We start from the raw sequence: 13,198 nt of genomic DNA, 5'->3' as shown, positions 1-13,198 counted from the left end.
TGACGAACTAATTCACCACTTCGCGCCATGAAATTATTCGGTCATTGCCTCGATACATACCAAAACTTAATAGCGCACTAGGGTTGTCATCGTAAAAATTACCATCACTGTCTGTATCAATGTCGTTCCATTTAAATTTCAACCAGCTTGGCACTTCATATTCCCATTCCAGTGCACCTTGTTGTGCCGGAGCTGAATAAAGTAATTGATTTTGTCGACCGTTAATAAAAAGCCCAGAAATACTTGCCTCGGTATGACTAACTTGTATTGCATCATTGCCTATATCCAGCAAACGATAATCCCAAAGATTCATGTTTCCTGAGTATTTTGCACCCGCCACTTTATTGCCTATCTGCGGTGCTAAACAGCTTTCATCTTGATGCTCATTAAAGTTTGTTCCGTCATAAACCTGAATGCTCATTGGCACTCTTAATTTAGCATTTTCTGAGCCATAAGCATTGTCTAATACCATACGAGCAAAGCGAATATTTACCCCGCCAGTGGTAAATTTCTCAATGGCAGATTCATCAACTATATTCGTTGTAGCTTCAGTTAATAAGCTAATATTATCGGTATCGGTTATTTGCTCTGTCACAAAAGGTACTTTTGCATCAAAGGGTGGCAATAAGCTTGTATCATTATGGTTATAACTAAAATGGTCATTGTCAGAAAAAGTATAAAGCCACTCGCCTGGAATTAAATTACCATCGTCATCAATACTTGCGCTTAAGCTACCTGACTCCATTTCAGCAGTTAAAGCAACCGGGTTATCAGGTATATTTCCAACCATTGGCTGACTGTCGTCATGTGTTGGCAAAGTAATGTCTATTCCTGATGGCGTTAACTTCATAAAGCCTTCAGACTCTCCTAAGGTATAGTTTTTCGTAATTTCATTGTTCGCATTGTAGGCTGTTATGGTTATTTTTGGTGCAAGGCTATAAGCAATGGCGCCTTTGTCTTCACTGGTACGTTGCCCGGTATAAGCCCAATCAGAAAATGCACAAACACCGACAGCATCAGGATAAGCATAGGCATCAAAATTACCTTTATGATCTTCCTTTACTGACTGTTTAAAGTAGGCTGGTGTAAAACGACCAATATCTATCCCTTGTGCACCCGTTGAGTTGCTTGCCGTAACTAAACCATTGGTATTGCCTAGGCCACCATAATTAATATCTTGCAAGTCTATATGAATGATCCCTACTTCATCGTATTGAGCACCATTAAATAGCGATTGGCCTTTTACATCATCGCTAAAGCTATTCAGTACAACATTTTTAGTCTCAGCTTGAATAGTCTGCCCTGGGGCGAAAGTAAAATTCCCTGCAACACTTCCGTTAAGCGTAGGTGCAACTTTATAAGCCGTCATTTCTAACTGGCCATCAGCTTGACGATAATTCTGTGTTAAATCACCGGCTAAGTTAAGCGCTTCAACCTTAAAATTAAAGCTATCACCCGCTTTGTGCGTGATTGTACTTGTACTGCTATTACCCTTTATTTCCGCTGTAGCATGCGTAGCCAAAAGCTGAAACCGAGCTGGTTTCACCCAAAAGTCGATTGAGCTATCTGATATTGAAATATCAGCATTAGTATATTTTGCATGTAAGCGAATCTTACCCGCGTCTAAGTAATTAGGTGTAGGAATAACAGCAATGCTGTCATTGCCAAAATTCAACAATACATTATCGCTAAATTGTGGATACTTCGCGATATTAGTATTACTTGTTTGAAATGCTAAGCCGGCATTAAACGAAGCGTCAGGCGTAACATTTTCCTGAGCAATACTGATATTGACCTCGCCATTAAATATACCTTCACACACACCATTATTATTCTTTACCGCTTGTAACTTTAAGGTTTCTCTGAATACTTTACCGGCTGTTTGATGACTAATAATTTCACTATTACTATCGCCGTAAAGAAACCTAAAGCCAGCGTCTTCAAAAGACATATCACAACTTGTACCGAACCCAAAACATTCAACAGCGTTACTGGCTGCTACACTGGCGTTGTCTATAGATAAAATAATGGTTTCTGCGGTGGTATGACCGAAGTTAATATGGGTACTACCGGTAAAAGTAGGGGTCGCTTTAGTTACTAAACCGCTTACTGGACTGGTTATATTGAAGTCTACACTAACTGGTTCTGTACTTTCAGTTGTGCAGTCAATGTCAACACAGGCTTTTATCGTAATAGGTTCAGGCGCGCACGTTAAACCTCGGCCATCATGGCCTATTTCGAAATGATGAATGCGTGCACAATCACTTGCTGCTCGAGTTGAACCATCATAGTTTTTGTTCTTTGACTGGTTATTATAAATTCTAGTCACGTCGTCAGCAGTCAAGACACTGTCAAAAACAATAAACTCATCTAGGGGGGCTCTGAATCCTTGCGGGTTACTTGAACTAACATCATCGAAAGATGTACCGATAAATTTCAAAGTTCCAGCGGGCGCTAAATTTATTGTTTCAACAAAACTGCCGTCTATGTATAAGCTTGTTTGATCATTACTATAAATTAATGCCAAATGATGCCAATCATTATTAATACTATTAAAGCTATAGTTACCATTAATTGCTCTTCTGGTATCACCGTCATAAACTCCCCAACGCCAACTATTATTTCGATCGAGATACAGTAAATCGCCACCTGCGGCCATTGCGCCTAGAATAAAGTAACGATTGCCCGCGGTATCTGTTGGCTTTTTAAACCAAGTTGAAACACTAAAATCAGCCGGTAAGGGAATACTGGTTTGTACATGTTGAAGCGCATCGCTAATGGCTAATGCTTTTTCAATTTTTGCATCATAGCTTGTGTTAACACCATTATGACTTGTTCCAGAATAATTCCCTAGTTGATCAATTACTTCATTGCCTGAGCCAATGTAGCTGCACTGATCAAACTGAAAATTAGCGATAGGACTTACACAGAAACTGCTATTTAATTTGAAATCGGCAGCACCGGTGAATGATCTATCGCCATGATTATTCATGCTATGAAAACGAAAAATTTTAGTGTTAACGGGCGTAAAATTAAACGTTTGTGCCGGTGTTATATTTGCCGCAGTAAAAATGTAGCTTGGCGTAATGGCCTCACCTAAAAACTTAAAGTCGGCTAAGCCGGTAATAGAAGGATCGCCATGGTTTTTAATCGTAACAATACGCGCACCCATAACGCCAGAAACCGTATCTTCATCATCAAGCACTATTTTAAAAGGTGTTGAAGTCATTGGTAAGTTAAACGTGCTCGCGGCTGTTACTGACTTACCTAAAACTTCAAATTCTCGAAGACCCGTAATAGAAGGATCACCATAATTATTAATAGTAATTAATTTAACATCGGTTACATCTATAGGAATGTCGTTACTATCAAGTTGAAAGCTTTCTAGGTTACTTTGCATAGCGGCGATGAAGGTTTTAGTTTCAGTGACCGAAGGCCCCTGTATTTTAAACTCTTTAGCGCCAACATATGTTGGATCGCCATAGTTGCTGATGGTAATGAGTTTCACATCGGTAACTTGAGTTGGAATATCAACATCATCTAATATATAGCTTTCACCATTGTCATGCATAGCGGCGACAAAGGTTTTCGTTTCAGTCACTGATGGTCCTAGCAGCTTTAACTCTCTTGCGCCTACGAATGAAGGATCGCCATAATTACTTATAGTAATTAATTTTACGTCGGTAACCTCTTCAGGTACATCATTGCTATCAAGGGAGAATGTTTCGCCGTTTCTGTGCATTGCGGCCGTAAAGGTTTTAGACTCATTTACTGACGTACCTATAAGCTTAAGCTCTTTAGCACCGATAAAAGAAGGGTCACCATGATTAGTAATAGTTCTAAATCGCACATTTGTTACACCAACCGGCTGATCAGCTGATGCAATAGTAAAGGCTTCACCATTATCATGCATAGCTGCAGAATAGGTATATAACTGCCCCGATAAGGTGCCTATTACTTTAAACTCTATCGCACCCGTGTAGGTTGCATCGCCATAGTTTGATAATGTTCTAAGGCGAAGAGCGGTTACATTACTTTGTGGTGTTATAGCCCAATTTTGTTGGTTACTATTCATAGCTGCAGTAAATACAGTGCCACCTGCCGGCGCCTCTATGGTTTGCCACACACCGCCTGAAATTTGAATATCAACTTCAAAAGTTTGTACTGAGATATCATTATTACCATAATTAATCAGTGAAATGGTATCAATGCTGATGGCATCGCCAGCAATGCCATCAAAGTTACTGTCAAAACTAAATGACAAAGTGTTGGTCTGTTTTCTAGAAAGCCAACGGGTGCTGTTATCACCATCGTGCATATTTTTAGCACCATAGCTTGTTGAGTTATACTCACCGTCAATTCCAGTTAAACTACCGCCATTGGCTGATAAAGCGAAGTTATAGTTAGGCGTATTTGCTCCGGCATCGGATACTGGTAATTTTGTCCAATTACTATTAGCTAAGGTTTTAACTTCTACTTGGAATTTATTAATTGCGCGATCGTTATTACCATAGTTAACCAAGTAAAAACTCTCTAAGGTGAAAAGATCTTCAGCGCCTGCTTGAATACCGTCTTCATTAACATCAAATTGAAAATCTAATGTGTTATTGCTTTTTCTGCTTAGCCATAGATTATTTTGGTCACCGTCATGTATATTTTTAGCACCATAACTTGTTGAGTTATACTCACTGTCAATAGCACTTAACACGCCTCCTTGTTGCGCTAAAGCAAAGTTATAATTAGCTTCTCCTGCAGTTGAGCCTGGCACGCTTATTTTAGACCAGTTAGGGTTGCTTTTTGTTTTCACTGCAATTTGAAATGTTTTGATTGAACGATCATCGTTGCCATAGTTAACTAAATAAAATTTCTCTAACGTAAATAAGTCTTCAGCTGAGGCGAGAGCACCATTTTCATCTGCATCAAATTGAAAGGCTAATTCATTATTGCTTTTACGGCTTAACCATAATGTATTTTGATCACCATCATGAATATTTTTCGCGGCATAGCTAGTCGTATTATATTCACTATCAATGCTAACTAATTTGCCACCGTGATGTGACATAGCAAAGTTATAATCGGCTTGCCCAATACTGGCACCTGGAACATTAATTTTCGTCCAATTAGGGTTATCGCTAGTTTTAACCGCTAGCTGAAATTGTTGAATTGCTCGATCGTCGTTGCCATAGTTTCGCAAGTAAATACTGTTTAGGGTAAAAAGGTCTTCTGCTGCGCCAAGGGTACCGTTTTCATCTGCATCAAATTGAAAAGCCAATTCATTATTACTTTTGCGACTTAACCACCTTGTGTTTTGGTCGCCATCATGAATATTTTTAGCACCAAAGTTCGTTGAATTATATTCGCTATCAATTTTAACCAAGGTGCCACCATGATGTGACATGGCGAAGTTATAGTTTTCCTCACCAATTATCGCACTTGGCACATTAATTTTATGCCAATCAGGATTTGCTAACGTTTTAACGGCAACTTGAAACTGCTTCACTGAGCGGTCATTATTGCCAAAGTTCTCAATATTAATTTTATCTAGGGTAAAAACATCTGCAGAGTCACCTTCTGCCCCCGTTATGCCATTGTTGTTAGGGTCAAAGGTAAACTCAATCGTGTTATTACCGTTACGACTTAACCATAGAGAGTTTTGATCACCATCTTGCATGTTTTCAGCATGGTAACTTGTTGTATTATATTGGCTGTCGATGGCACCGAGAACGCCACCATCTTGGAGGCGAGTATAAACATACTCTTCATCGCCAGCGGCGGTACCTGGGACCTGTAATTTTTGCCAAGTTGAACCATCATAGGTAATTTCAACTTGAAACTGTTTAACTGAACGATCATCTATTCCATAGTTGGTTATTTCGAGTTCATTAATGGTAATACCATTACCCGTTGATCCATCCCAGTCTGTATCAAAATCATATTCTATAACATTGTTTGATTTACGAGACAGCCAACGAGAATACCGATCACCATCATTAATGTTTTCTGCTGAATAGGAGGTAGAGTTATATTCTGCATCAACAGAAACTAGTCGAGCCCCTTGTGCCCAACTTAAATAATCTAGATAGCCTACAGGATTTTCATCAGCAATCATGGGCTTCCAACCTGCTGAACCTGCGTTTGCACTTAGCCCTTCATCTTCAGTGCTCAATAATACAAATTGATTTACACCACGATCATCGCCACCATAATTAGTTAATTCAAAGCCATTAAAACACATGGCACCGTTACTTGCTGACAATTGAAAGTTTAAATTATTGCTTTGAGAGCGTGATAGCCAACGTGTTGAGGGATCATTATCGAGTAAGTTTTCTGCTGCCCATGTTGTACTGTTATATTGCGAGTCAATCAGGGTGATGTCTGATGAAGATAAAGCATCGGCATAAGCATAACTAGTCAATAAACAAGCTATTACAATGATCTTTTTCATATAAGGAATGAAGGTTCCCTGCTGCATATGTGTTGTAACCTTTAATCTGAAATTGTACTTGGTGAGGTAATGTAGAGATAACTTGAAGTGTTGAATTCATGAATGAGTTGACATAAAAAACCTTAATATTATCGATAAAACCACTGTAATTTGTTTAATTGACTCAGTGACTAATACTTACCTTTCTGCTTTTTATAATATTTCATGCAATAATAACATGTTATTTAATTATTTCATCTTAGAAGGCATAGTGAATGTACATCGCAGTAATCAAGAGAAGTGTAATTATTTTTTTAATCGCCGGTTGTAGCCCGGAGCATAAGTCGAATACGATGGATAATAATACAATAAATGAAGCTATAGCCGTAGATGAAACTCTAACCTTAGATGAAGCTGAATTAGCAAAAGAACGTGAAAAACAAGTAGAGTTACTTGACAAAGAACTTCAGTTATCAGTTAAAAACCAACGTATTGAACATGAAAAGCAATTACTTCAAAATGCGAATAATATTCAAGATAGCGCTGAAACCCAGTTATTGAAAACGCAAAAAGAAGAAACTATGTTAGCCGAGGAAGCGCTTTTAGAAAATGCTAAAAGCCGAGCAAATAATTTAATCACTCAATAACTAAAATAGATATTTCTAAATAAGCTCAGCATAAAAGTATCGCTATATTGCGCAATTCAATATAGCTATTGTTATAGGTCAAAGCTTAATTAATGCTTTATTTTTCAATCTCTTGCCATGAAATAATACGGTCGTTTCCACGATAAATACCAAAGCTTAATAAGGCACTAGGATTGTCATCATAAAAGTTATTGTCAGAACCTGTATCTAGCGCATCCCATTTAAACTTAAACCAATCAGGTACTTCATACTCCCACTCAAGCATGCCTTGTTTATCTGGACGACTAAATAGCAATTGATTCTGTATACCTAACTCAAAAGTACCTGAAACGCTCGCGGTGGTGTCTCCAACCTGTATGGCATCTGTATCAATATCAATTAAACGATAATCCCAAAGATCCATATTGCCAGAGTATTTAGCACCCGATTTTTTATCGGCTACAAGTGCTGTTAAACAAGATTCTGCGCTATGAGTGATAAAATTTGAACCATCATAAATTTCAATATTGAGTGGTGCTCGTAATTGGCTTTTTTCTGATCCATAAGAGTTTTCAAGCACCATGCGAGCGAACCGAATTTCGACCCCGTCTATCAGTAGCTTTTCTGTCGAACCAGTATCCGTGCTCAATAAAATACCATCGCTGTCTTCTACTTGCGCTGTAACAAGTGGAATTATTGCACCAAAAGGCTGTAGTAAACTTGTATCGTTATGATCATAACTAAAGTGGTCGTTAGCAGAAAAAGTATAAAGCCACTCGCCGGCATTGAACTCGCCCTCATCATCAATACTTGCACTTAACGTACCGGTTTCCAATGCAGAAGTTATGCCTACAGGGTTGCCCGCAACACTATCAACAACTTGTTGCACATCATCGTTAGTCGGCGCAATAGTATCGACGCCACTGGCTAGCAACTTCATAAAATTTTCGGGCTCACCTAACGTATAATTTTGAGTTACTTCATTTTGTGCATTATAAGCTGTAATCGTTATTTTTGGTTCTATGCTATATGAAATAGTGCCTTTATTATCACTAGTTTTTTGGCCACTATATGCCCAATCAGCAATAGCACAACTACCTATTGTACTATGAAAACTATCTAGCTTTCCTTTATGCTCTTCTTTGACACTTTGTTTAAAGTAAGCTGGGGTAAAACGCCCAACACTTACAGCTAAAGCCGACACTAACCCTTGGGTACTACCTAAACCACCATAATTAACATCTTGAATATCAAGATTAATAATACCCACTTCATTATATTGCGCAGCATTAAAAACAGACTCGCCTTTATCGCCTTCGGTAAAGCTAGTTAAGCTAGCGTCCTGAAAGTTCGCGTTGGTTGAAGTCGTAAGGTTTTTGCCTGCTGCATAAGTAAGTATGCCATCTACCGTTGAATTTAATACTGGTGCCGTACGTGTTACTTTGAGCTGTAACTGGCCATCAGATTGTCGGTAGTTTTGTGTTGGTTGACCGTCAAAATTAAGCGCCTTAACACTTAAGTTGAAATTTTCTCCAGCTTTATGTGTTGTTGTACTTAACGCAGTATTACCATTTAAAGGGGCGCTTAAGTAACTTGCTGATAGATCGAAATTGGCAGGTTTGACCCAAAAATCATTCGAGCTACCTGTAATGGCAATGTTACCGCTCGTGTATTTCGCATTTAAGCGAATTTTACCGGCATCTAAATATCTAGGGGAAGGGATAACTGCAATACTATCGTTACCAAAATCCAAAATAACATTATCAGAATATTGTGGGTGTTTCGCTATATTATCACCACCTGTTTGAAATGCTAAACCGGCATTAAAGGCTAAGTCTGGTGTAATATTTTGCTGCGACAAACTTATGTTAACATTGCCGTTAAAAATGCCGGCACAAACACCATTATTATTTTTAACCGCTTGCAATTTTAATGTTTCATTAAACTCAACACCGGCTGTTTGTGGAGCAATTGTTTCGCTATTATTATCGTCATAAAGAAATCGAAAGCCTGCATCAGCAAAAGTCATTTCACAACTAGTGCCAAAACCAGAACATTCAACGGCGTTACTTGCTGCGATGCTAGCATCATCAATCGATAAGGTCACTGTTTCGGCAATTGTGTGGCTTAAGTTAACGATTGTACTACCCGTGAAAGTAGGTGTAGCTTTGATTGTCGTGCCTGTTGTAGGGCTAATGATATTGAAATTTAAGCTTACCGACTCGGTACTTTCTACTGAGCAGTTACTATTGGTACAAGCTTTAATGGTAATGGCTTCAGCGTCACAAGTTAGGCCATTTCCATCATGTACAATCTCGTAATGATGAATAACCGGCTCGGCACATGCGTGTCGCATATTATAAATTGCATTAACTTCTGTTGAAGATAGTGCATTATCAAAAATGAAAACCTCGTCAATGTAACCAGAAAAAAAACGGCTCTGAATACCTTGATCCTGCCCTATTTGTAGTGGATCGTTATTGAGAATTAAGTCTCCGGTATGAGTTCTAGAGCCTTTCTCAACACCGTTGACGTATATTACTTGTTTACCACTTTTGTAGGTTATTGATATATGATACCAATTCCCTGCTGTTATACCTGCGCCCGACGTTGTAAACGATTGTGTTTGCCACCACCAAAGAATTTCACCCGATGAATTTAGATGAAATTCATAGTTTTCATCCTTAGAAACAATCGTTTTCAAACCTGATTGTGGCAGTGTTTTAGGATTAATCCAAACACTAACACTCAGCTCTTTTTGTAAATCTAACAGCGGGTCATCATTAATCTGAATAAAATCATCAACACCATCAAAATCACCATAACGACAAGTTCCTGGATTGCCAGTTAATGCAGGATTTTGATTAGCCGTAGTAACACCATTTTCAGCTTTAGTATTATAATTACCTGTTTCATCAATCACTTCACCTTGGCTGCCGTTCCATGACAATGCCTCCATCGAGTACTGAAGAATGGGATCATTACCACAAGAAATAGGCTCACCATCAAGTCCTAATCCATTGTCCTGAAATTCATATATTTGATCGATTTGGCTTTGTTCGATAACTTCATCAAAAATCACTAACTCATCTAATAAGCCGTTGTAAGCTTGCGCTGCTGAAAACCGACCGCCGACACTATCTTGCTCTTGCCCTAGAATTAAGCTTTGAATTGATAGCACGCTGGTCGTTTGATTTAAGCAACCTTGGGGAACTTTATCGATAAACAAACAGCTTTGGTTATTACCGTTTGTCCACACTAAATGACGCCATGTATCTCCTGCTATTGAAGATATTGGCAAGGTACCATTTTGCGTGTTTTGTAAATAAGGCCTAAAACGAGTAGCATTAGTAAACCACATTAGCAGTTCATTATTACTGCCTGATGTTGCACCTGACACTATGCTTTGAGCACCTGTTTTAGCCGTTTTCGCCCAAACAGAAATACTAAATTCAGTACGACCATCTAATACCGCCTCATCAAGCACAACATAGTCGCTGATGCCTGTTGCCGACAAATCGATAGCCCGACAGACTTTTCCTTCAACAGGTTGAGAAAATTTTGCTCTACTATGAAAAGTTCCAATGCTGTCTTTAACTTCGCCACTAACATCAGCGTACTCTTTTTCATCAAACTTAAAATTTGCAATAGGTTTTATTGCTTCAGGCTCTGGCCCACAAACTCGTCCAAATTCAGCATCAAAAACTGTTGCATCGTAAGTAAGTAAAGAGCCTTCCTCTATAATAACCTTTTCTCCCGCTGAAACACCGTATAAAAAACTTGCTGAAGTGTAGGTAAGATCTTTAGCATAAAGTGCGCCTGAAAAAGTTACACCGCTTTTCAATACCGTATTATTATCAACATGCATAACTAGTTTAGTTACATCTCCACTGGCTTTAATCGGCGAGTTCACTTGAGTATCTGCTGGAAAAGTTAATGCTTTTTTAACGTAAACAATGGCGGTGCCATCACCAACCACATTAATGGTTGTTGCTTCTTGAATGGTGAATTCTTCAAAAAAATAACTCTTACCCGCCAAAAGATTAAGCGTGGTATTAACCCCTAAATTAAATTGCTTAAAATGGTAACTATCATAACCACTGCCGAAATTTAAGGTTGCAAAATTCGGTACGGGTTTAGGATCTGCATTGGTGTCAATAATATTAATATTTACATTTCTATATTTATTAAGTCCTCTAATACCAAAAGTAATAGAACCACCATCTATAACGCTAACATCTTGTGAGCTGTTATTTTCATCAAACGCAGGGGTAGAAGTGGCCGAAGATGTGTTAGATGCCGTGCATTCAACACTATCGCAAGTAGGAAAAAAAGGAGTGCTAGTGAATTGTATGGCGCGAGTAGTTAAAATGCTATCAGGGTTATTCTTAACTTGTGCCGCTCTTCCAAAAGTAATATTGCTATCAACTGCTTGTGTACCATGAGTGGCAATAACATCGGGAAATACGGCAGGACAAAGTGCAGCAAAAAGCGGATTAGAGAAAACTGAAATAACCGTGATAATAAAAGCTAGAAACCATCTTGATAAAATCATCATACCAACCTTAGCGCTACAGTTTTGATTTACAAAAATACTACATATTGTCTATTTAATCCTATCACAATTTATAAAATGCGGAGAAATAAAGCTCTACCGCTAAGAAAAAATAAAAATACACATAATTAACAATAGCTTAAAATAAATAGTAATATCGAATTAGTTAATAATAACCAACGTATTAAAAATTTGAGCTTAAGCTTATGTAGAACTCTATTCAAGCTCAAGACGTGTAATTTAACAGTGCCGCCCTATTGTGCTTGATTACTGCGTAGGAAATTAAATTGGTACTAAATTGAGGGTGATAAAAAATTAAACCGTTTTCATAAGCCTCTTTAAAGCTGCTAACTCGATAATAATACAAAAAAAACCCGCGGTTAGCGGGCTTTAGTAAATTCATTTTTCAATTACTTACGCATATTTCAATTACTTAGTTTGCGTTGGCGTAATGCGAAGCCGGCCAGACCTGCTGCAAAAATAAGTAACGTTGTTGGCTCAGGCACAGTAGCCGGAGCTTGTGTGTTAGATGCACGAACATAGAAAGTTTCGTAGTTAAAAAATTGATCATCACCTTGGTCATTTTTTTTACCTAAGCGTTCATTAAATTGTGTAACATCAACGTCAGTAAACAATGTATTCCAATACGATACCGAGCTAATTATGACATTATTAACATCGATAAAATCTGATAGCTCTAAATCTAAAAATAAACTTTCTAGGTCAGGATTATTTGCGCTATTTACAATTTCCATCCAGCCAGCATGAAAATCAGCATCTTTAAATTCATTGGTTCTTTGACCATTTTGAAAGTCGTTAATGACGTAATTGGTGACATTTACAGGTGAAGCCCAAGTCCAATCATAGCCCCCATATGAAATATAGGTATCTTCTGTAAGATCAGTAGTAATTAACCCTGCCGAAGCTGAGCTAGAAGCCATCATGAAAAGTGCAATAATTAATGTGAATATATACTTGATCATTATAAAACCTCGATTAATGAAAAACAGCATCATTTGTATATTTGTTTTGATGATAAATTAAGTCAACCTAAACAATGCACAATTTATGCCAATAAAAATAAACCAAGTAAAATCAAAAGTTTATTTTTATATGAAATTTATACAACGTTTACATGGCGATAATGTGTAAAAAAATCTAACAGTTATAGGCTTCGTGCTTCTACCGCTACTGTTCTCGATGTTTTCTCACCATCTATTGTACACTGCCCCGTACTAGAAATGGAATAATAGCGCACATTATCTAATTCAAAATCAGAACATGTTACACTGACACTGCATTGCTTTAATCCTGGCACATTAACAAAGTTGGGCGTTAAACTGTTTATATCTGCTTGATTCTTACAAGATATTGCATTACTCCCCAAAGGAAAAGTTTCGGATAATTGCCACTGTAAACCACTTTGTGCGGCTGTGTAAGCTCTCGTACCTAAAACTTCATATGCCACACCTTCTTGGCTTGAGTCTAACATGTTTACTAAAGCAGCGCCGAGTGCCGACAAAACAATAATGATAAAAATGGCGATAACTAATGCACTACCCTTTTGCGTAGATCTACGCAAAAAAGAATCTG

At 38.0% G+C, this 13,198-nt stretch carries 5 protein-coding genes; 1 reads left to right on the top strand and 4 read right to left on the bottom strand.

Annotation, left to right across the window (positions count from 1 at the left end; genetic code table 11):
* Window positions 1-7 precede the first annotated feature (7 nt).
* On the bottom strand, window positions 8-6,445 hold the full coding sequence (locus B6A32_RS02220; RefSeq protein ID WP_158088440.1) for a DUF6701 domain-containing protein: 6,438 nt from the start codon (window positions 6,443-6,445) through the stop codon (window positions 8-10).
* Between the two features lie 254 nt (window positions 6,446-6,699).
* Between B6A32_RS02220 and B6A32_RS02215 the strand changes: the two genes are divergently transcribed.
* Window positions 6,700-7,071, top strand: a complete 372-nt coding sequence (locus B6A32_RS02215; protein ID WP_085301111.1) for a hypothetical protein — start codon at window positions 6,700-6,702, stop codon at window positions 7,069-7,071.
* 97 nt (window positions 7,072-7,168) lie between these two features.
* On the opposite strand, the gene B6A32_RS02210 is transcribed toward B6A32_RS02215, so the two are convergent.
* The 3 genes from B6A32_RS02210 to B6A32_RS02200 all read right to left on the bottom strand — a co-directional run bounded on the left by B6A32_RS02210 (window position 7,169) and on the right by B6A32_RS02200 (window position 13,187).
* On the bottom strand, window positions 7,169-11,608 hold the full coding sequence (locus B6A32_RS02210; RefSeq protein ID WP_085301110.1) for a DUF6701 domain-containing protein: 4,440 nt from the start codon (window positions 11,606-11,608) through the stop codon (window positions 7,169-7,171).
* A gap of 422 nt (window positions 11,609-12,030) precedes the next feature.
* Window positions 12,031-12,588 (bottom strand): PEP-CTERM sorting domain-containing protein, encoded by a 558-nt coding sequence (locus B6A32_RS02205; RefSeq protein ID WP_158088439.1) that lies wholly within the window; start codon window positions 12,586-12,588, stop codon window positions 12,031-12,033.
* Window positions 12,589-12,770: 182 nt separating this feature from the next.
* Window positions 12,771-13,187, bottom strand: a complete 417-nt coding sequence (locus B6A32_RS02200) for a PilX N-terminal domain-containing pilus assembly protein (RefSeq protein ID WP_143327857.1) — start codon at window positions 13,185-13,187, stop codon at window positions 12,771-12,773.
* Window positions 13,188-13,198 lie beyond the last annotated feature (11 nt).

The sequence above is a fragment of the Colwellia polaris genome (genome assembly GCF_002104515.1).
GTDB classification, from domain to species: domain Bacteria; phylum Pseudomonadota; class Gammaproteobacteria; order Enterobacterales; family Alteromonadaceae; genus Cognaticolwellia; species Cognaticolwellia polaris.
This window is presented reverse-complemented; position numbering and strand designations above follow the sequence as displayed.

Excerpts from the sequence above, each read along its gene's own strand:
- B6A32_RS02220 (WP_158088440.1), bottom strand. The coding sequence starts at position 6,445 with ATGAAAAAGATCATTGTAATAGCTTGTTTATTGACTAGTTATGCTTAT.
- B6A32_RS02215 (WP_085301111.1), top strand. The coding sequence starts at position 6,700 with ATGTACATCGCAGTAATCAAGAGAAGTGTAATTATTTTTTTAATCGCC.
- B6A32_RS02210 (WP_085301110.1), bottom strand. The coding sequence starts at position 11,608 with ATGATGATTTTATCAAGATGGTTTCTAGCTTTTATTATCACGGTTATT.
- B6A32_RS02205 (WP_158088439.1), bottom strand. The coding sequence starts at position 12,588 with ATGATCAAGTATATATTCACATTAATTATTGCACTTTTCATGATGGCT.